Annotated in this window: 14 protein-coding genes and 1 riboswitch; of the genes, 4 read left to right on the forward strand and 10 right to left on the reverse strand. The window is 73.0% G+C overall.

All coding sequences use genetic code 11. The features are described 5' to 3' along the window. Positions 1-28: 28 nt before the first annotated feature. The gene (locus tag IE180_RS24475; protein ID WP_190159097.1) at positions 29-3,064 is read right to left on the reverse strand and encodes a bifunctional acetate--CoA ligase family protein/GNAT family N-acetyltransferase; all 3,036 of its coding nucleotides are present in this window, start codon (positions 3,062-3,064) and stop codon (positions 29-31) included. Positions 3,065-3,249: 185 nt separating this feature from the next. Here IE180_RS24475 and IE180_RS24480 point away from each other — a divergent pair, with 185 nt between their 5' ends. After that, a complete protein-coding gene (locus tag IE180_RS24480) occupies positions 3,250-3,531 on the forward strand; it encodes an HPr family phosphocarrier protein (protein WP_030211756.1) in 282 nt (93 codons plus the stop codon). 168 nt (positions 3,532-3,699) lie between these two features. On the opposite strand, the gene IE180_RS24485 is transcribed toward IE180_RS24480, so the two are convergent. The 4 genes from IE180_RS24485 to IE180_RS24500 all read right to left on the reverse strand — a co-directional run bounded on the left by IE180_RS24485 (position 3,700) and on the right by IE180_RS24500 (position 8,477). Next, the gene (locus IE180_RS24485) at positions 3,700-4,383 is read right to left on the reverse strand and encodes a GntR family transcriptional regulator (protein ID WP_190159098.1); all 684 of its coding nucleotides are present in this window, start codon (positions 4,381-4,383) and stop codon (positions 3,700-3,702) included. Positions 4,384-4,582: 199 nt separating this feature from the next. Continuing rightward, a complete protein-coding gene (locus IE180_RS24490) occupies positions 4,583-5,353 on the reverse strand; it encodes a M23 family metallopeptidase (protein ID WP_190159099.1) in 771 nt (256 codons plus the stop codon). Positions 5,354-5,366: 13 nt separating this feature from the next. Next, a riboswitch (cyclic di-AMP (ydaO/yuaA leader) is annotated at positions 5,367-5,527 on the reverse strand. A gap of 200 nt (positions 5,528-5,727) precedes the next feature. Then, positions 5,728-7,125 (reverse strand): M16 family metallopeptidase, encoded by a 1,398-nt coding sequence (locus IE180_RS24495; protein ID WP_190159100.1) that lies wholly within the window; start codon positions 7,123-7,125, stop codon positions 5,728-5,730. Beyond that, positions 7,122-8,477 carry a M16 family metallopeptidase gene (locus IE180_RS24500; protein ID WP_190159101.1) on the reverse strand — a complete coding sequence of 452 codons (1,356 nt, stop codon included), beginning with the start codon at positions 8,475-8,477 and terminating at the stop codon, positions 7,122-7,124. The genes IE180_RS24495 and IE180_RS24500 overlap by 4 nt, the downstream gene beginning before the upstream one ends. A gap of 181 nt (positions 8,478-8,658) precedes the next feature. Between IE180_RS24500 and IE180_RS24505 the strand changes: the two genes are divergently transcribed. Then, positions 8,659-11,115 carry a DNA gyrase/topoisomerase IV subunit A gene (locus tag IE180_RS24505; RefSeq protein ID WP_190159102.1) on the forward strand — a complete coding sequence of 819 codons (2,457 nt, stop codon included), beginning with the start codon at positions 8,659-8,661 and terminating at the stop codon, positions 11,113-11,115. A gap of 31 nt (positions 11,116-11,146) precedes the next feature. Here IE180_RS24505 and IE180_RS24510 read toward each other — a convergent pair whose 3' ends face one another. Next, on the reverse strand, positions 11,147-12,199 hold the full coding sequence (locus IE180_RS24510) for a CobW family GTP-binding protein (protein ID WP_190159103.1): 1,053 nt from the start codon (positions 12,197-12,199) through the stop codon (positions 11,147-11,149). Positions 12,200-12,310: 111 nt separating this feature from the next. Here IE180_RS24510 and IE180_RS24515 point away from each other — a divergent pair, with 111 nt between their 5' ends. Both IE180_RS24515 and IE180_RS24520 read left to right on the forward strand, forming a co-directional pair. Further along, a complete protein-coding gene (locus IE180_RS24515) occupies positions 12,311-14,005 on the forward strand; it encodes an ATP-binding protein (protein WP_190159104.1) in 1,695 nt (564 codons plus the stop codon). Then, the gene (locus IE180_RS24520) at positions 14,002-14,691 is read left to right on the forward strand and encodes a DUF7342 family protein (RefSeq protein ID WP_190159105.1); all 690 of its coding nucleotides are present in this window, start codon (positions 14,002-14,004) and stop codon (positions 14,689-14,691) included. Before IE180_RS24515 ends, IE180_RS24520 begins: the two co-directional genes overlap by 4 nt. Positions 14,692-14,708: 17 nt before the next feature. Here IE180_RS24520 and IE180_RS24525 read toward each other — a convergent pair whose 3' ends face one another. From IE180_RS24525 to IE180_RS24540, 4 genes are all read right to left on the reverse strand, one after another. Beyond that, positions 14,709-16,301, reverse strand: coding sequence for a monocarboxylic acid transporter (locus IE180_RS24525; RefSeq protein ID WP_190159106.1), 1,593 nt, complete (start codon positions 16,299-16,301; stop codon positions 14,709-14,711). Beyond that, positions 16,298-16,741 (reverse strand): DUF485 domain-containing protein, encoded by a 444-nt coding sequence (locus tag IE180_RS24530; protein ID WP_229860825.1) that lies wholly within the window; start codon positions 16,739-16,741, stop codon positions 16,298-16,300. Before IE180_RS24530 ends, IE180_RS24525 begins: the two co-directional genes overlap by 4 nt. A 140-nt stretch (positions 16,742-16,881) precedes the next feature. Further along, positions 16,882-17,667 (reverse strand): response regulator, encoded by a 786-nt coding sequence (locus tag IE180_RS24535; protein WP_229860839.1) that lies wholly within the window; start codon positions 17,665-17,667, stop codon positions 16,882-16,884. A gap of 74 nt (positions 17,668-17,741) precedes the next feature. After that, positions 17,742-19,016 (reverse strand): sensor histidine kinase, encoded by a 1,275-nt coding sequence (locus IE180_RS24540; RefSeq protein WP_190159109.1) that lies wholly within the window; start codon positions 19,014-19,016, stop codon positions 17,742-17,744. Positions 19,017-19,111 lie beyond the last annotated feature (95 nt).

Below are 19,111 nucleotides of genomic sequence, written 5' to 3' on the forward strand. Positions count from 1 at the left end.
ACGGGGCCGAGGGGCCCCCTCAGGCCCGTCAGTAACGCGGCAGGCTCCGCGGCCCGAGGTCGGTGCGGGGCGCGGGCGGGGCCAGCCGGACGGTCGCGCCGAGGACGGAGAGTCCGCGGGGCGCCACGACCACCGGCTCCAGGGAGACCGCGACCACCTCGGGATGGTCGTCGACGAGCCGGGAGACCCTCAGCAGCAGCTCCTCCAGGGCCGGGGTGTCGACCGGGGCGGAGCCGCGCCAGCCGAAGAGCAGCGGGGCGGTGCGCAGGGAGCGGACGAGTTCGGCGACGTCCCGGTCGGTGGCCGGGACCAGCCGGTGGGCCGTGTCGCCGAGCAGCTCCGAGGCCGCGCCCGAGAGGCCGAAGGAGAGGACGGCGCCGACGGCCGGGTCGATCGCGGCGCGGACGACGGTGTCGACGCCCCGGGGCACCATCGCCTGGACGACCGGCTGGAGCTCCTCCGGCTTGCCGAGCACCTCGGTGACCTCGGCGTACGCCGTGCGCAGCTGTTCCTCGCCGGCGAGGTCCAGCCGGACGCCCCCGAGGTCGGGGCGGTGGCGGAGGTGGGGGGCGGTCGTCTTGAGCGCGACGGGATAACCGAGCCGGGCGGCGGCCGCGACGGCGGCGTCGGGCCCGGGGGCGGGGAGGGTCGGCAGGACGGTGATGCCGTACCGGGCGAGCAGCGCCCCGGCCTCCTCGGTGCCGAGGGTCACACCACGGGCGTCCACGGCGTCGGCGCCGAGGACCCCCTCGATGAGCGCGGCGGCCCCGGCCTCGTCGATGTCCTCGTACGCGGGCACCCGCCCGGGATCGGCGGCCTGCCGCCGCCACTGCCCGTACCGCACGGCCTCGGCCAGCGCCCGCACGGCCCGCTCGGCGGCGGGGTAGGCGGGGATGGCGGCTTGCGGAACGGGGCCGGACGAGGCGCCGGGCCCGGACGGGACGGCAGGGGCGGCAGGGGCGGCAGGGCCTGACGGGACGGCGGGCCCGGACGAGGCGCCGGGCCCGGACGGGACGGCGGGCCCGGCGGACCGGGACTCGGTCCCGGACCCCTCGGTCCCGGACCCCTCGGTCCCGGACCCGGCCGGCCGGGCGCCCGCCGGGACCGGGACCGGGCCCGCGCCCCGCCCCGGCGCCGTCGCCCTCGTGCTCGTGCTCGTCGGCACCGGCCTCGTGCTCGTCGCCGCCGCGAGGGCCTCCGCGAGGCCGCCCATCTCGACGTGGACGACGACGACCGGCTTCGTCGGTGCGGGGGCGGAGGCGACGGCCTCGCGGAGGGCGGCCGCGAGCACCTCGCCGTCGCCGAACTCGGTGGCGCCGTCCTCGCCGACCCAGGGGATCGCGTTGACGACGACCGCGTCGGACGTCTCGTCGGCGAGCGCCGCCGCGAGCGCGTCCCGGTAGTCCGCCGGGACCGCCGCCGTGGTGAGGTCGAGCGGCCGCAGCGGGCGCAGTCCCTCGGTCAGGCAGGCGTCGTACGTGAGGAGGCCGAGCGACTCGGAGTTGCCGAGGATCGCGACCCGGGGCCCGGCGGGCAGCGGCTGGGCGGCGAGGAGCAGTCCGGCGTCGACGAGCTCGGTGACGGTGTCGACGCGGATCACCCCGGCCTGGCGGAGCAGCGCGGAGACCGTGGCGTGCGGGATGCGGGTGACCGGCACCCGGTGGCCGGGCGGGGCGCTGCCGCTGTGCCGGGCGCCCTTGACGACGACGACGGGCTTGACGGCGGCGGTCCGGCGGGCGAGCCGGGTGAACTTCCGCGGGTTGCCGATCGACTCCAGGTAGAGGAGGACGACGTCGGTGCCGGGGTCGTCGTACCAGTGCTGGAGGAAGTCGTTGCCGGAGACGTCGGCGCGGTTGCCGGCCGAGATGAAGGAGGAGAGCCCCGCGCCGCGCCGGTGCAGTCCGGCGAGGAGGGCGATCCCGATGGCGCCGGACTGGGTGAAGAGCCCGATCCGCCCGGCTCCCGGCATCTGCGGGGCGAGGGAGGCGTTGAGCCGGACGTCGTCGGCGGTGTTGATGATCCCGAAGGCGTTGGGGCCGATGATCCGCATGCCGTACGAGCGGGCCTGCCGCACGAGCTCGCGCTGGCGCTCCCGGCCGGCGGCCCCGCTCTCGGCGTATCCGGCGGAGAGCACGACGAGGCCGCGCACCCCGTGCTCGCCGCAGTCCGCGACGGCCTCGGGCACCCGTTCGGCGGGGACGGCGACGACGGCCAGGTCCACCGGTTCGCCGATGGCGCCGACGGAGGGGTGGGCGGGGACGCCGTCGAGCTCGGTCCCTCCGGTGAGCGCGGCGTTCACCGCGTACACCCGTCCCGTGAAGCCGGCGCCGAGGAGGTTGCGGAGCACGGTCCGGCCGACGCCGCCGGGCGCGCGTCCGGCGCCGACGACGGCGACGGAGCGGGGGGTGAGGAGGCGCTGCACGGAGCGGGCCTCGGCGCGCTGCTCCCGCGCGCGCTGGACGGCGAGGGAGCGGTCGGTCGGTTCGAGGTCGAGGTGGAGCCGGACGGAGCCGTCCTCGAAGCTGCGCTTCTGGGTGTAGCCCGCGTCGGTGAAGACCTTGATCATCTTGGTGTTGGCGGGGAGCACCTCGGCGGCGAAGCGCCGGATGTCCCGCTCGCGCGCGACCGCCGCGATGTGTTCGAGGAGGGCGGAGGCGACCCCCCTCCCCTGGTGCGCGTCCTGGACGAGGAAGGCGACCTCGGCCTCGTCGGCGGGGGCCGAGGCCGGCAGCCCTCGCTCGTCGATCCGGTCGTAGCGGACGGTGGCGATGAACTCGCCGCCGACGGTCGCGGCGAGCCCGACCCGGTCCACGAAGTCGTGGTGGGTGAAGCGGTGGACGTCCTTGGCGGACAGGCGCGGGTAGGGGGCGAAGAAGCGGTAGTACTTCGACTCGTCCGAGACCTGCTCGTAGAAGCTGACGAGCCGGTCGGCGTCGTCGGCCGTGATGGGTCTGATGCGCGCGGTGCCGCCGTCGCGGAGCACCACGTCCGCTTCCCAGTGGGCGGGGTAGGCGTGCTCCGGTGGGGCCTGTGGTGCCGGTGGCTGCTCCGACGCGCTCTGCATGGGGCCAGACTACGACCGCGACACGACCGGGGCACCGGTCGCGTGCGGGGTGTGCGCGATGCAAGGTGTTGCAAGGTAGGGAGGGCCGAAGGGCGGTCCGGGCCGGGCCGGAGGTCGGCGTGAGCACCGCACAACCCGTGAGAGACTGGTCTAGACAACCCGCTTGAGACTTGAAGGGCAACACCATGGCTGAGCGCCGCGTCAACGTCGGATGGGCCGAGGGCCTGCACGCCCGCCCCGCGTCCATCTTCGTCCGTGCCGCCACGGCTTCCGGCGTGCCGGTGACGATCGCCAAGTCCGACGGCACCCCCGTGAACGCCGCCTCCATGCTCGCGGTGCTCGGCCTGGGCGCGCAGGGCGGCGAGGAGATCGTTCTCGCCTCGGAGGCCGAGGGCGCCGAGGCCGCGCTGGACCGCCTGGCGAAGCTGGTCGCCGAGGGCCTGGACGAGCTGCCCGAGACCGTCTGACCCCGGTCCCCCCCGTACGGCGAACGGCCGTGCTCGCCGGAATTCCGGCGAGCACGGCCCTTCTCTTTTTCCGGGCCGGGTTTTCTCGGACCGCGCTTTCCCGTAGCGCGTTTTCGGGCAGCGCAAAAGACCGATCCGAACGCCTTTCTCTTGTATACGGCGCGCGTGTTAATTCCGGAGACCCGTCGTGTTGACGGCGTGTTGCGAGACCCTCACGCGGTCGCGCCCCGGATTCTTCGGCCGGTGCAGCGCCAGCGAGCGCTCCGCGTGCAGCGCGGTCAGCGCCCGCGCCCGTTCGGCGTCGCCGCGCGCCACGGCGTCCACGATCGCGCCGTGCTCGGCCCAGGCCTCCACCGGCCGGTCGGGCTGCTCCACGACGTGCGTCCAGGCGATCTTGTGCCGCAGCTGGGTGAGCAGCGCCGTGAGGGCCGGGCTTCCGGAAGCCTGCGCCAGGGTCTCGTGGAACCAGCCGCCGAGCGAGCGCAGGTCCTCGCCCTGACCGCGCCCGGCCCGCTCCTGCCCCAGCCTGACCAGGCCGCGCAGCACCTTGAGGTGCGCCTCGGTGCGCCGCTGCGCCGCCCGGGCGGCGCCCAGCGGTTCGAGCAGCGCCCGCATGTCGAGGAGGTCGGCGGCCTCCTGCTCGGTCGGCTCGGCGACCTGGGCGCCCGCGTGGCGGCGGGTGACGACGAAGCCCTCGGACTCCAGGGTGCGCAGCGCCTCGCGCACCGGGACCCGGGAGACCCCGTACCGACGGGCGAGCTGCTCCTCGGTCAGCCGAGCGCCCCGCGCGAACACGCCGGAGACGATGTCGTCCCTGATCGCCGTGCATACCGAGTGCGCGGGAATGCGCATGTCCGACCTCCGCCTTGGTGCGCGCGAGACAATTCGAGCGGCGCCTGTTCTGCGCCGATCTTCGACTCTATTGCAGCACGCCGGAATTTCCGATGCCCCGACGGAATCCATGGAAGTCTTTTGGCCAGCGAAAAGCCCCGGCTCAGTACGGGCCGGGGCTTTTGCGACGCGATGCGCGGCGGGGCGGTGCGCCGTGGGGTCAGACGTCGACGCCGCGGGCGCGGAGGTACGCGATCGGGTCGATGTCCGAGCCGTACTCGGGGCTCGTGCGCGCCTCGAAGTGGAGGTGCGGGCCGGTGGAGTTGCCGGTCGAGCCCGAGATGCCTATCTGCTGGCCCGGCTCGACGGTCTGGCCGACGTGGACCCCGATGGAGGAGAGGTGCCCGTACTGGGTGTACGTGCCGTCGTGCATCCGGATGACGATGTTGTTGCCGTACGCGCCGCCCCAGCCGGCCTCGACGACGGTGCCGGAGCCGACGGAGACGACCTGGGTGCCGTAGGCGGCGTGGAAGTCGATGCCGGAGTGGTGGCCGGAGGACCAGAGCGAGCCGCCGGTGTTGTAGCCGGTGGAGACGTACGAACCGGCGATGGGGAGCTGGAAGGAGGCCAGGCGGCGGCGCTCGGCCTCACGGGCGGCGCGCTCGCGCTCCAGGCGGATCTCCTTGGCACGGGCCTCGGCCTTGCGCTTCGCCTCGGCCTCGGCCTTCGCCTTGGCGATGGCCTCGACGGCCTCCTGCTCCTGGGCGGCGGCCTGGGCGTTGATCCGGTCGACGAGGGAGTCCTCGGTGATCACCTGGGTGAGGCCGGTGTCCTCGACGGAGCGGCTGTCCGTGTCGGCGGCGAGCGCCGGGGAAGCGAGGGTTCCGATGACGCCGGTGGTGGCGAGCGTCGCGACGCCGGCGATGCCCGCGCCGCGGCGCGCCATCCGGCTCGGAGCACGGTGCTTCCCGGTGGCACGGGTGAACGCCATGTAAGGGCTGGTCCTTTCCTTCCTTCTCGCCTACCGGGTTAGCTGACGGGTTCGGAGCAGGAAGGTCTCCTACGAGCCCCTCCGTACGCGACGAAGGCGCCCGATTCACCCCAGGGACTGTGGGTCCCCGGCTCCCCAGGCTCGCGCCTGACGGGGACTCGGCGATGACTGTCCGATGCCGCGGCTGCGGCACGTGCAACTGGCGAACAGCCGCCCCGACGCTATGCGGATCGTCTTTCAATCACCAACCGGACACGACTTTTGTAAGACATGCCACAGGGCAAACGATCACCCTTGATCTCAATACGGACATAGGGGAGGACCCCGACGAACTGTGCCGTCGGGGTCCTCCCGTTGTCGCCTCGCAGCCGGAATCAGCCCGTCACGACGGTCACTTCACCGATGCCGAGCGCGCGCACCGGCTCCGCGATCTGCGCCGCGTCCCCGACGAGCACGGTGACGAGCCGGTCCACCGGGAAGGCGCTGACCACGGCGGCCGTCGCCTCGACGGTGCCGGTCTCGGCCAGCCGCGCGTACAACTGGGCCTGGAAGTCGTCCGGGAGGTGCTGCTCGACCTGGTCGGCGAGCGTCCCGGCGACCGAGGCGGCCGTCTCGTACTTGAGGGGCGCCACCCCGACGAGGTTCTGCACGGCCGTCTCGCGCTCCGCGTCGGTGAGCCCCTCGGCGGCGAGGGTGCGCAGCACCTTCCACAGGTCCTCGAGGGCCGGGCCCGTGTTGGGGGTGTCGACGGACCCGCTGATGGCGAGCATCGCGGCACCGTTCCCCTCGGCGTCCGAACGGAGCACCTGGCCGAAGGCCCGCACACCGTACGTGTAGCCCTTCTCCTCGCGCAGGACGCGGTCCAGACGGGAGGTCAGGGTGCCGCCCAGGCAGTACGTGCCGAGGACCTGGGCCGCCCAGACGCGGTCGTGCCGGTCGGGGCCGATCCGGCCGATCAGCAGCTGCGTCTGGACGGCGCCGGGGCGGTCCACGATGACGACCCGGCCGGTGTCGTCGGCGGTGATCGGCGGCATCGGGAGCGGCTCGGCCGGCTCGCCGGTCCAGGCGCCCAGCGTCTCGGCGAGGACCTTGTCGAGGTCGACCCCGGTCAGGTCGCCGACGACCACCGCGGTGGCCGTGGCCGGCCGGACGTACGCGTCGAAGAAGGCGCGGACGGCGGCGGCGTCGATCGCGGCCACGGTCTCCTCGGTGCCCTGGCGCGGCCGGGACATCCGGGACTCCGCCGGGAACAGCTCCTTGGAGAGCTGCTTGGCCGCGCGGCGCCCCGGGTTGGCCGTCTCGTGCGGGATCTCGTCGAGCCGGTTGCGCACCAGGCGCTCGATCTCGGTCTCCAGGAACGCCGGGGCGATCAGGGCCTCGGCGAGCAGGCCGAGCGCCTTGGGCAGCCGGGAGACCGGGACCTCCAGGGAGACCCGTACGCCCGGGTGGTCGGCGTGCGCGTCGAGCGTGGCGCCGCAGCGCTCCAGCTCGGCCGCGAACTCCTCGGCGCTGTGCTGGTCGGTGCCCTCGGAGAGCGCGCGGGCCATGATGGTGGCGACGCCGTCGAGACCGGCGGGCTCGGCGTCCAGCGGGGCCGGCAGGAAGAGCTCCACGGCCACGACCTGCTGGCCGGGGCGGTGGCTGGTGAGCACGGTCAGACCGTTGTCCAGCTTCCCGCGGTCCGGGGCCGGGAAGGCCCACGGCCTGGCGGCGCCCGGCTGGGGCTGCGGGTGGAAGTCCATGCTCGTCAAGGACACGGCGGCGTCGGTCACTGGTCCGCTCCCTCTTCGTCATCGCCGTCGGCGTGGTCGCTCTGCTCGGTCGCCAGGGGCTCGTAGACGAGCACCGCGCGGTTGTCGGGGCGCAGCTTGGCCGCGGCGACCGCCTTGACCTCGTCGGCGGTGATGTCCAGGACGCGGTCGACGGCGGTCAGGGCGAGCTGCGGGTCGCCGAACAGCACGGCGAACCGGCACAGTTCGTCGGCGCGTCCCGCGACGGTCCCGAGCCGGTCCAGCCACTCGCGCTCCAGCTGGGCCTGCGCGCGCTCCATCTCCTCGGGCGTGGGGCCCTCCTCGGCGAACCGGGCCAGCTCCTCGTCGACGGCGGCCTCGATCTGCGGGACCTCGACGCCCCCGGAGGTCTTGACGTCCAGCCAGCCCAGCGAGGGCGCCCCGGCGAGCCGCAGCAGGCCGAAGCCGGCGGCGACGGCCGTGCGGTCACGGCGGACCAGGCGGTTGTGCAGCCGGGAGGACTCCCCGCCGCCCAGGACCGTCAGGGCCAGGTCGGCGGCGTCGCACTCGCGCGTGCCGTCGTGCGGCAGCCGGTAGGCGGCCATCAGCGCGCGCGCCGGGACCTCCTCCTCGACGACCTCGCGCAGCTGCTCGCCGATGACCTCGGGCAGGTCGCCGGAGCGCGGCTCGGGCTTGCCGTCGTGGGCGGGGATGGAGCCGAAGTACTTCTCGACCCACGCGAGCGTCTGCGCCGGGTCGATGTCGCCGACGACGGACAGCACCGCGTTGTTCGGGGCGTAGTACGTGCGGAAGAAGTTCCGCGCGTCCTCCAGGGTGGCCGCGTCCAGGTCGGCCATGGAGCCGATCGGCGTGTGGTGGTAGGGGTGGCCCTCCGGGTAGGCGAGGGCGGTCAGCTTCTCGAAGGCCGTGCCGTACGGCACGTTGTCGTAGCGCTGGCGGCGCTCGTTCTTGACGACGTCCCGCTGGTTCTCCATGGACTCGTCGTCCAGGGCGGCGAGCAGCGATCCCATGCGGTCGGCCTCCAGCCAGAGCGCGAGCTCCAGCTGGTGCGTGGGCATGGTCTCGAAGTAGTTGGTGCGCTCGAAGCTGGTCGTGCCGTTGAGCGAGCCGCCGGCGCCCTGGACCAGCTCGAAGTGGCCGTTCCCGTGCACCTGCTTCGAACCCTGGAACATCAGGTGCTCGAAGAGGTGGGCGAGGCCCGTGCGACCCTTGACCTCGTGGCGCGAGCCGACGTCGTACCAGAGGCAGACCGCGGCGACCGGGGTCAGGTGGTCCTCGGAGAGCACCACGCGCAGGCCGTTCGCCAACCGGTGTTCGGTCGCTGTCAGGCCGCCGGAGCCGGCCTCGGCCGTGGCCGTGTGACCCATGGGCATGTACGTCCCTTCGATCGCGATGTGAAAAGGTCCTGCCACTGTATGCAAGCGCGCCGACACCTGGCGAAGTTCCCGGCCCTTCGTGATGTCCCTCTTCCGGGTCGCGGTCGGCGTTGTCGGTGGCACGGTCCACAATGGTCCGCGTCAGATCAACCTTGTTGGTGAAGGAGCCGCAGCCGCGATGGCCCGCCGCAGCACGAAGACACCGCCGCCGGACGACGCGTTCGAGGAGCGAATCCTCGACATCGACGTCGTCGACGAGATGCAGGGCTCCTTCCTCGAGTACGCGTACTCGGTGATCTACTCGCGCGCGCTCCCCGACGCCCGCGACGGCATGAAGCCCGTCCAGCGACGCATCGTCTACCAGATGGGCGAGATGGGGCTCCGCCCCGACCGCGGCTTCGTCAAGTGCGCCCGTGTCGTCGGCGAGGTGATGGGCAAGCTCCACCCGCACGGCGACGCGTCGATCTACGACGCGATGGTCCGCATGGCACAGCCCTTCTCCATGCGCCTCCCCCTCGTCGACGGCCACGGGAACTTCGGCTCCCTGGGCAACGACGACCCGCCGGCCGCCATGCGGTACACCGAGTCGCGGATGGCCCCGGCCGCGCTCCTCATGACCGAGTCCATCGACGAGGACACGGTCGACTTCGCGCCGAACTACGACGGCCAGGAGCGGGAACCGGTGGCGCTCCCCGCCGCCTACCCGAACCTGCTGGTCAACGGCGCGTCCGGGATCGCGGTCGGCATGGCGACGAACATGCCCCCGCACAACCTCGGCGAGGTGATCGCGGCCGCCCGCCACCTGATCCGCCACCCGAACGCCGACCTCGAGACGCTGATGCGCTTCGTGCCCGGCCCCGACCTGCCGACCGGCGGCCGGATCGTCGGCCTCTCCGGCATCAAGGACGCGTACGAGTCGGGCCGCGGCTCCTTCAAGATCCGCGCCACCGCGACCGTGGAGACCGTGACGGCGCGCCGCAAGGGCATCGTCGTCACCGAGCTGCCCTTCACGGTGGGCCCCGAGAAGGTCGTCTCCAAGATCAAGGACCTGGTCGGTTCCAAGAAGCTCCAGGGCATCGCGGACGTCAAGGACCTCACCGACCGCAGCCACGGCCTGCGCCTGGTCATCGAGATCAAGAACGGCTTCGTGCCCGAGGCGGTCCTGGAGCAGCTCTACAAGCTGACGCCGATGGAGGAGTCCTTCGGCATCAACAACGTGGCGCTGGTCGACGGGCAGCCGTTGACCCTCGGCCTCAAGGAACTCCTGGGGGTCTACCTCGACCACCGCTTCGAGGTGGTCCGGCGCCGCTCCGAGTTCCGCCGCGGCAAGAAGCGCGACCGGCTCCACCTGGTCGAGGGCCTCCTCGTCGCGCTGCTCGACATCGACGAGGTCATCCGGCTCATCCGGGAGAGCGAGAACTCCGCCCAGGCCAAGGAGCGCCTGATGGAGCGCTTCTCGCTGAGCGAGATCCAGACGCAGTACATCCTGGACACCCCGCTGCGCCGCCTCACCAAGTTCGACCGCATCGAGCTGGAGACCGAGCGCGACCGCCTCAACGGCGAGATCGACGAGCTGACCGGGATCCTCGACTCCGACGCGGAGCTGCGCAAGCTGGTCTCGGCGGAGCTGGCGGCCGTCGCCAAGAAGTTCGCCACGGACCGGCGGACGGTCCTCCTGGAGTCGGCGGGCGCGCCCGTCACGGCCGTCTCCCTGGAGGTCGCGGACGACCCGTGCCGGGTGCTGCTCTCCTCGACGGGCCTGCTGGCCCGGACGGTGACCGAACACCTCCCGCCCGCGGAGGACGGCAAGCGGTCCAAGCACGACGTGATCGTCTCGGCCGTCGCCGCCACCCAGCGCGGTGACGTCGGCGCGGTGACCTCGGCCGGCCGGCTGCTGCGCCTCCCGGTGATCGACCTGCCGCAGCTCCCGGACACCGCGAGCACCCCGAACCTGGCGGGCGGCGCGCCGCTGTCGGAGTTCCTCGCCCTGGAGGCGGACGAGACGGTGGTCTGCCTGACCACGCTCGAGGAGTCCTCGCCGGGCCTCGCCCTCGGCACGCTGCAGGGCGTGGTGAAGCGCGTGGTGCCGGACTACCCGGCGAACAAGGACGAGCTGGAGGTCATCACCCTCAAGGAGGGTGACCGGATCGTGGGCGCGACGGAACTGCGGACGGGCGAGGAGGACCTGGTCTTCATCACCTCCGACGCCCAGCTGCTGCGCTACCAGGCCTCACAGGTGCGGCCCCAGGGCCGCCCGGCGGGCGGCATGGCGGGCATCAAGCTGGCCGCGGGCGCCGAGGTGATCTCGTTCACGGCCGTCGACCCGGCGGCCGACGCCGTGGTCTTCACCGTCGCGGGCTCCACGGGCACCCTGGACTCCTCGACGGGGACGTCGGCGAAGCTGACCCCCTTCGACCAGTACCCGCGCAAGGGCCGCGCGACCGGCGGTGTCCGCTGCCAGCGCTTCCTGAAGGGCGAGGACGTCCTGACCTTCGCCTGGGCGGGCGCCACCCCGGCCCGCGCCGCCCAGAAGACCGGCGCCCCGGTGGACCTGCCCGAGGTGGACCCCCGCCGCGACGGCTCGGGCACTCCCCTCCCGAAGCCGGTCGACGTGGTGGCGGGCCCCGCGAGCTAGCACCCGCCCGTGCCTCGGGGCCGGACGCGTCCTAGGACGCGTCCGGCTCCTCCTCCGTCCGCTGCACGTACCGCAGGACGCCCCACATGCCGTGCTCGTCGGGGGCGTCCTGCGGCCCGTTCAGCTCGCAGGAGGCGAGCTCCTTGCGCAGGGCGGGCGCGTCGATGCCGGAGCCGATCAGGAGGAGCTGGGTGAGGCGCTCCTCGCCCGCGGGCCAGGGCTCGGGGTAGAAGCGCAGGAAGCGGCCGACCGCGTGCACGCCGTAGCGGTTGGCCGGATCGGCGGGGCCGAGGTCGACGAAGCCCTTGATCCGGTAGAGGCCCTCGGGGCGCGAGTCGAGGAAGGCCATGAGGCGGCGCGGGTGCAGCGGCGTCGTGGCCGTCACCGAGAGGCTCTCGTAGGCCGCGTGCGGATGGGCGTGACCGTCGTCCTCGGAGCCGTACAGGAGGTCCTCGATCGACATCTGGCCCTCGATCTCGCCCTCCGGTACGACCCGGTCGAAGAGCAGCTCCGGGTCGACGCGTCCGTGGGAGGCCTCGACCACGGCGGCGCGTCCGGCGAGTCCGGCCACCGTCTCCCGGACGCTCCGCAGTCCGTCCGCGGCCACCCGGTCCGCCTTGTTGACGACGACGAGGTCGGCGAGGCCGAGGTGCCGGCCGGTCCCGGGATGCCGTTGCCGGGTGGCCTCGAACTCGGACGCGTCGACGACCTGGACGAGCCCTCCGTACACGACCCGTTCGTTCTCGCTGGCCAGCACCATGCGGACCAGCTCCTCCGGCTCCGCGAGCCCGCTCGCCTCGATCACGATCACGTCGAGCCGGGACTCGGGCCGGGTCAGGACCTCCAGGTACTCGTCGAGCTCTCCGGCGTCGACGGCGCAGCACAGGCACCCGTTGCCGAGGGAGACGGTGGAACCGACCTGGCCGGCGACGGTCATCGCGTCGATGCCGATGTCGCCGAAGTCGTTGACCATGACTCCGATCCGGGTGCCCCGGGCGCTGCGCAGCAGATGGTTGAGGAGCGTGGTCTTCCCGGCTCCGAGAAACCCGGCCAGGACGACGACGGGGATCTGCTGCGTGCTCAAGGGACGTGCCTCCGGTTCCTTCGCGTCCCACGGGCGTGGGAAACCCCCAGAATAGGCGTCCGTTCCGTCACCATTTCCGGTCCCGGGCCGCGTCCCCTTACCGTTTCCGGCATGAGCCCCGCACAGACCCGCCCCCCGCGCCCCCGCGCGCGCCGTCGGCGGTTCGGGTGGCCGCGGCGGGTGTTCTCGCAGGTCCTGCTGATGCAGCTGGCCATCGCGGCCGGCGTGACCGTCCTCGCCACCGGCCTCTTCCTCGCTCCGCTGAGCGCCCAGCTCGACGACCAGGCCATGCGGCGGGCCCTGGCCATCGCCGGGACCACCGCGTCGCCCCGGCTCGCCGCGGACCTCACCGGCGGCCCGCCGTCCGCGCGGGGCCCGGTCCAGACCGAGGCGGAGCGGATCAGGACCTCCGCGGGCGCCGAGTACGTCGTGGTCATGGACACCCACGGGGTGCGCTGGTCGCACCCCGACCCCGCCGAGATCGGCAGGGTCGTCTCCACGGACCCGAGCAGCGCCCTCGCCGGTCACGAGGTGATGGAGATCGACAGCGGCACCCTGGGCCGCTCGGCACGCGGCAAGGTGCCGCTGCGGGACGCCGACGGGCGGATCGTCGGCGCGGTCTCCGTCGGCATCGAGTACGACAGCGTCCGCGACCGGCTCCTCGCCGCCATCCCCGGCCTCCTCGCCTACGCGGGCGGCGCGCTCGCGGCCGGGGCGCTCGCCGCCTACCTGATCTCCCGGCGGCTCCAGCGGCAGACCCACGACCTGGCCTTCTCCGACATCTCCGCCCTGCTCGCCGAACGCGAGGCCATGCTGCACGGCATCCGCGAGGGCGTCGTCGCCCTCGACCGGAACGGCTCCGTACGGCTCATGAACGACGAGGCGCAGCGTCTCCTCGGCCTCGGCCCCGAGGCGGCGGGCCGGCCGCTCGACGAGGTCCTCGGCGCCGGCCGGACCGCCGACGTCCTCGCGGGCCGGGTCACCGGCGAGGACCTGCTCACCGTCCGGGGGCACCGGGTGCTGATCGCCAACCGGATGCCCACGGACGACGGCGGCGCGGTGGCGACCCTCCGCGACCGCACCGAGCTGGAACGCCTCGGCCGCGAGCTCGACTCCACCCGGGGTCTGATCGACGCGCTCCGCGCCCAGGACCACGAACACGCCAACCGGCTGCACACCCTCCTCGGTCTCCTGGAACTGGAGATGCACGAGGAGGCGGTGGAGTTCGTCACGGAGGTCGTCGGCGTGCACCGCGCCACCGCCGAGCAGGTCACGGAAAAGGTCCACGACCCGCTCCTCGCCGCGCTCCTGGTCGGGAAGGCGACCGTCGCCGCCGAGCGGGGCGTCGCGCTGCGGCTCGCGCCCGACTCCCTGCTGCCGGACCGGCTCGTCGACCCGCGCGAACTGGTCACCGTCGTCGGCAACCTGGTCGACAACGCCCTGGACGCCGTCGCCGGCACCCCCGGCGCCCGCATCGAGGTCTCCTTCCGCGCCGAGGGCCGTACGGTGGTGCTGAGGGTCTCGGACAGCGGCCCTGGCGTCCCGGAGGACCGCCGCGAGCTGATCTTCACCGAAGGCTGGACGACGAAGGCGCTGCCGTCCCACGGCAGGCGCGGGCTCGGCCTCGCGCTGGTGCGCCGCCTCGCCGAGCGCCGGGGCGGCACCGCCGGGGTGGCCGGCGGCGCCGGGGGCGGCGCCGTGTTCACGGTCGTCCTCCCGGACGCCCTGACCGAACCGGAGTCCGCGGCCCGGGAGCCCTCCGCCCCGGCGTCCTCCGTTACGACGTCCTCCGAGGAGGCGCGATGATCGACGTGCTCGTGGTGGACGACGACGTGCTGGTCGCGCGGATCAACGCCGCCTACGTCGCCAAGGTGCCCGGCTTCCGGGTCGTCGCCGTCGCCCACTCGACCGCCGAGGCTCTCGCCGCCCTGGACGGACAGCCGGTCGACCTGATCCTCCTGGACCACTACCTGCCCGACGAGAACGGGCTCGCGGCGGTACGGGAGCTCCGCGCACGCGGCCACCAGTGTGACGTGATCATGGTGACGGCGGCCCGTGACGTGGCCACCGTCCAGTCGGCGATGCGGCACGGGGCGCTGCAGTACCTGGTCAAGCCGTTCAACTTCGCCGGGCTCCGCGCCAAGCTGGAGGCGTACGCGACGCTCCACCGCACCCTGGAGACCGGCGGCGAGGCGGAGCAGGCCGAGGTGGACCGGATCTTCGGGGTCCTGGCGGCGGGCGCCGTCGCCCCCGACCTGCCCAAGGGCCACTCCCCCACCACGGCCGAGGCGGTCCGGCAGGTGCTGCTCGCCGCCGACGGCCCGCTGTCCACACAGGAGATCGCCGAGCGGGCCGGCGTCAGCCGCCAGACCGCCCAGCGCTACCTCAAGCTCCTGGAACGCACCGGCCGGGTCCGCCTCTCCCTCCGGTACGGCGAGACGGGCCGCCCCGAGCACCGGTACGCCTGGGCGAGCTCACCGTCCACCGGCTGACGCCCGCCCCGGGAAGGTCAGACGGCACCCGCGCCCGTCAGGGAGCGGACCTCGGTCTCCGCGTGCCGGGCCTCGTCGGGCGGCTCGTGGGAGGTGACCGTACCGATCCATCCGGCCAGGAAACCGAGCGGGATGGAGACCGCTCCCGGGTTCTGCAGCGGGAAGAGGTGGAAGTCGACCCCCGGGAAGAGCGATTCGGGGCTCCCGGAGACCACCGGGGAGACCAGGACGAGCAGCACCGCGGGAATCAGGCCGCCGTACACCGACCAGACCGCGCCCCGGGTGGTGAACTTCCGCCAGAACAGCGAGTAGAGCAGCACCGGCAGATTGGCGGAGGCCGCGACCGCGAAGGCCAGGCCTACGAGGAAGGCCACGTTGAGGTCGCGGGCGAGCAGTCCCAGGCCGATGGCGACCGCCCCGATCCCCGCGGCGGCGACCCTGGCCACGGCCACCTCGCTGTACTGCTTCGCGCGCCGACGGCTCAGCGAGGCGTACAGGTCGTGGGCGACGGAGGCCGAGGAGGCCAGCGTGATCCCCGCGACGACGGCGAGGATGGTCGCGAAGGCGACGGCGGCGACGACCGCGAAGAGCACGATGCCGCCGGTGGAGCCCTCCCCGCCGCCCAGGTCGAGGGCGAGCAGCGGCACGGCGGTGTTCCCGGAGGCGTTGGACGCACGGACCTCATCGGGGCCGATCAGCGCGGCCGCCCCGAAGCCGAGCACGATGGTCATCAGGTAGAAGCCGCCGATGAGCCCGATGGACCAGATGACGGAGCGACGGGCGGCACGGGCGGTCGGCACGGTGTAGAAGCGCGACAGGATGTGCGGCAGCCCCGCCGTGCCCAGGACGAGGGCGAGCCCGAGGCTGATGAAGTCGAGGCGGGCCGTCCAGTCCCCGCCGTAGCGCAGCCCGGGCGCGAGGAAGCCCGGGCCGTGCCCACTGCGCTCGGCCGCGGTGGAGAGCAGGCTGTTCACGTCGCCGTGGAACCGGAGCAGGACGAGGACGGTGAGCGCGATCGTGCCCGCCATGAGCAGGACCGCCTTGACGATCTGGATCCACGTGGTGGCCCGCATGCCGCCGAGCGTCACGTAGATCACCATCAGCGCGCCCACGCCGATCACCGTCCACGAGCGCGCCGCCTCGCTGGATCCGCCGAGCAGCAGCGCCACCAGGCTTCCCGCGCCCACCATCTGGGCCACGAGGTACAGCACGGAGACGGCCACCGAGGACGTTCCGGCGGCGATCCTCACCGGCCGCTCCGCCATCCGCGCGGCGACGACGTCGGCCAGCGTGAACCGCCCGCAGTTGCGCACCAGTTCGGCGACCAGCAGGAGCACGATCAACCAGGCGACGAGGAAGCCGACGGAGTACAGCATGCCGTCGTAGCCGTAGAGCGCGATCAGCCCGGAGATGCCCAGGAACGAGGCGGCGGACATGTAGTCCCCGGCGATGGCGAACCCGTTCTCCAGAGGGGAGAACAGTCGCCCTCCGGCGTAGAACTCCTCCGCCGAACCGTGCCGGTGGCGGCTCACCCAGGTGGTGATCCCCAGGGTCACGGCGACGAACACGCTGAACAGCACGAGCGCCAGAGTCTGATGGCTTCCGGTCACGACCGCACCGCCCCTCGGGTCATCTCCTGTGTGTCCCAGCGCAGTTCCAGCGCGGCCCGGTCCCTGCGCAGCCGCGCGTGGCGCGCGTACGCCCAGGTCAGCAGGAAGGTGGTGAGGAACTGCCCGAGCCCCGCGACCATCGCCACGTTGACCGCTCCGGCCACCGGCCGCGCCATCAGACCGGGTGCGACGGTCGCCGCCACCACATAGGCGAGGTACCACAGGAGGAACGCCAGGGTGGCGGGGAAGGCGAACCGTCGGTAGCGACCTCGTACTTCCTGGAAGGCGGGGCTCCGCTGGACTTCCAGATAGATCTCCGCCGCGCTGTGGACCCGCTGCCGCGGCACCGCGTCGGGGCGACCGTCGCCGGGCACCCCTGTCGCCGCTTCCCCGCCCCAACCGGAAGCCGTCGCGTCGTACCAGGGGTCGTCGACCGCCATCGCCGCAGCGTCTCGCCCCTCTTGCCTGTCCACCTGCTCCACCGACCAACTCTCCTTGTCAGCGAACCGTTTCGGCCGCGTGCCCAAGGATGGACAGAGCGGGAACTTCCCGGACTCTTCTCCCCCCTCTCTTCACCCCATCAGGTGACTCTTCTCCCGGGCTCCCTGACCAGACCGTGCTGATATGCGTACCGCACGGCCTGGGCGCGGTCGCGCACCCCGGTCTTGGCGAAGAGGTTGTTGATGTGGGTCTTGACCGTGGCCGTGGAGATCCGCAGCCGCCCCGCGATCTCCGAGTTGGACAGCCCGTCCGCGACCAGCACGAGCACCTCCGTCTCCCGCTCGGTCAGACCGTCGGCATACGGTCCGGACGCGCCTCCCGTCTCCGGCGCCGCCCCAGGCCCCCCGCCCGTCACCGACCGCACCCCGCCCCCGGCCCCACTCCGATCGGACCGTCCGTCCTGACCTACCCGGTCACCCGGCCCCTTCCGATCGCCCCGGTCGTCGCGGCCCTCCCGATCGTCCCGGCGGTCCCGGCCGTCCAGGCCGTCCCGGTTCTCCCGGTCGATCAGCCGCTCGAGGAGCCGCCGCTGCACGGAGGGGGAGAGCCCGGCCCGGCCGTCGATCACATCCCGCACGGCCCGCTCGATCTCCTCCCCACCGGCGTCCTTGGTGAGGTAACCGCGTGCCCCTGCCCGTAGCGCCGGGAACAGCGAGTCGTCGTCGGCGTAGGTGGTCAGCACGACGACCTCCGTCCCGGGGTACCGGTCGCGAATCCGACGCGTGGCCTCGACACCGTCGCAGCGGGGCATCCGCAGATCCATCAGGACGACGTCGGGAGCGAGCTCGGCCGTGAGCGCGACGGCCTCCTCTCCGTCCCGGGCCGACCCGATGACCTCGATCCCCGGAAGCAGGCCCAGCAGCATCACGATTCCCTCCCGCACGACGGCCTGGTCGTCGGCGACGACGACCCGTGCGACCCGGTCGCCGTTCGCGGCGCTCACGCCGGCACCCGCAGCCGCACCGCGAACCCGGGCCCGTCAGGTCCCGCGTCCAGGCTGCCGCCGAGCAGTTCGGCCCGCTCCCTCATGCCGAGCAATCCGTATCCGGAACCGGAAGACCCGAGCTCCTCCACCCCTCGCGCACCGCCGACCGCCCGAGGCGGTCCGGAGTCGCGTATCTCCAGGGAGATCTCGTCCCTCCCGTAGGCGAACCGGATCGTGGTCCGGGCACCCGGCGCGTGCTTGCGGACATTGGTGAGGGCCTCCTGCGCGACCCGCCGCACCGCCTGCGAGGCCTCGGCGGGCAGGTCCCGGCGCTCGCCGGTGACGTCGACCTCGGCACGGTCCTCCCGTGCCAGCTCCCGCAGATAGTCCTCGACCGGTGCCATGTCCCCGCGCAGGGCCGAGAGTGCGTGACGGGTCTCGGCGAGTCCCTCTCTGGCCATGGAACGGGCCGAGGTCACGAGCTTGAGGATCTCCGAGCGGTGCGCTCCGGCCTCAATCTGGAGTCGTGCGACCTCCAGGTGCACCATCTGGGCGGAGAGGCTGTGCGCGAGCACGTCGTGTATCTCCCGGGCGATCCTGGCCCGCTCGGCGAGCGCCACCGAGGCGGCCTCCGCCTCCCGGGCGAGCCTTTCCTGGGCGAGCAGTTGGAATCCGGCACCCCGCGCCTCGGCGTCCAGCCGGAGCGAGTAGCCGGCGAGCAGCACGGCCGCCGTGGTGAGGCCGGCCCCGATGATCCCCGTCTCGTCGGCCTCCACGAACCCGGCCACGAGGACCACCACGGTGGCCAGGCCCGCGGGCAGCGGCAGCCTCTCCATCGCCATGACCGAGATGACGATCCAGATCACCGTCGCAGGTGTCGGGGCGCCCGCCGCATAGGCCCCGAGACCGCAGAGCGCGATCACCGCGAGCAGTCCCAGTGAGGCCGCCAGTCGATGGTCGAGGGTCGTGTGGTGGTACCGCAGCGCGGCGACCGCACACAGCCCGAACCCCAGCGGAGGCAAGGGCGCGTACCAGCCGTCGAACGCGCCCGAGGTGTAACAGCCGGTCACCACCAGGATGCTCAGTACCGCGATCATGGTGTGGTCGAGAACGATCCGGCCTCGGGGCACCCCGACCCGGGTGAGGGCCTCCCGTGAGGGCCAGGAGCGCCAGGAAGCGACGCGCGCCCGCCCGCTGCCGGTCCGCTCCCGCTCGCCCCTGCTCGTACTCGCACTCGCGCGTGCACCCGTACCCGTGCTCGCGAGTCCCGGATCGCGCTTCTCGCCCATGTTCGTCCCCCTCCGACACTTCGATGCTACGGAGAGTAGGCGTCGATGTGATCGACCCGTGGGTGGAGCATGTGGCTCCACCCACGGGTGGAGAC

It is taken from the genome of Streptomyces litmocidini (assembly GCF_014649755.1).
GTDB classification, from domain to species: domain Bacteria; phylum Actinomycetota; class Actinomycetes; order Streptomycetales; family Streptomycetaceae; genus Streptomyces; species Streptomyces litmocidini.

Coding starts and splice junctions, on each gene's coding strand:
- IE180_RS24530 (WP_229860825.1), bottom strand. CDS start 16,741: ATGGCGGTCGACGACCCCTGGTACGACGCGACGGCTTCCGGTTGGGGC.
- IE180_RS24485 (WP_190159098.1), bottom strand. CDS start 4,383: ATGCGCATTCCCGCGCACTCGGTATGCACGGCGATCAGGGACGACATC.
- IE180_RS24480 (WP_030211756.1), top strand. CDS start 3,250: ATGGCTGAGCGCCGCGTCAACGTCGGATGGGCCGAGGGCCTGCACGCC.
- IE180_RS24475 (WP_190159097.1), bottom strand. CDS start 3,064: ATGCAGAGCGCGTCGGAGCAGCCACCGGCACCACAGGCCCCACCGGAG.
- IE180_RS24520 (WP_190159105.1), top strand. CDS start 14,002: ATGATCGACGTGCTCGTGGTGGACGACGACGTGCTGGTCGCGCGGATC.
- IE180_RS24535 (WP_229860839.1), bottom strand. CDS start 17,667: ATGCTGCTGGGCCTGCTTCCGGGGATCGAGGTCATCGGGTCGGCCCGG.
- IE180_RS24505 (WP_190159102.1), top strand. CDS start 8,659: ATGGCCCGCCGCAGCACGAAGACACCGCCGCCGGACGACGCGTTCGAG.
- IE180_RS24500 (WP_190159101.1), bottom strand. CDS start 8,477: ATGCCCATGGGTCACACGGCCACGGCCGAGGCCGGCTCCGGCGGCCTG.
- IE180_RS24515 (WP_190159104.1), top strand. CDS start 12,311: ATGAGCCCCGCACAGACCCGCCCCCCGCGCCCCCGCGCGCGCCGTCGG.
- IE180_RS24540 (WP_190159109.1), bottom strand. CDS start 19,016: ATGGGCGAGAAGCGCGATCCGGGACTCGCGAGCACGGGTACGGGTGCA.
- IE180_RS24490 (WP_190159099.1), bottom strand. CDS start 5,353: ATGGCGTTCACCCGTGCCACCGGGAAGCACCGTGCTCCGAGCCGGATG.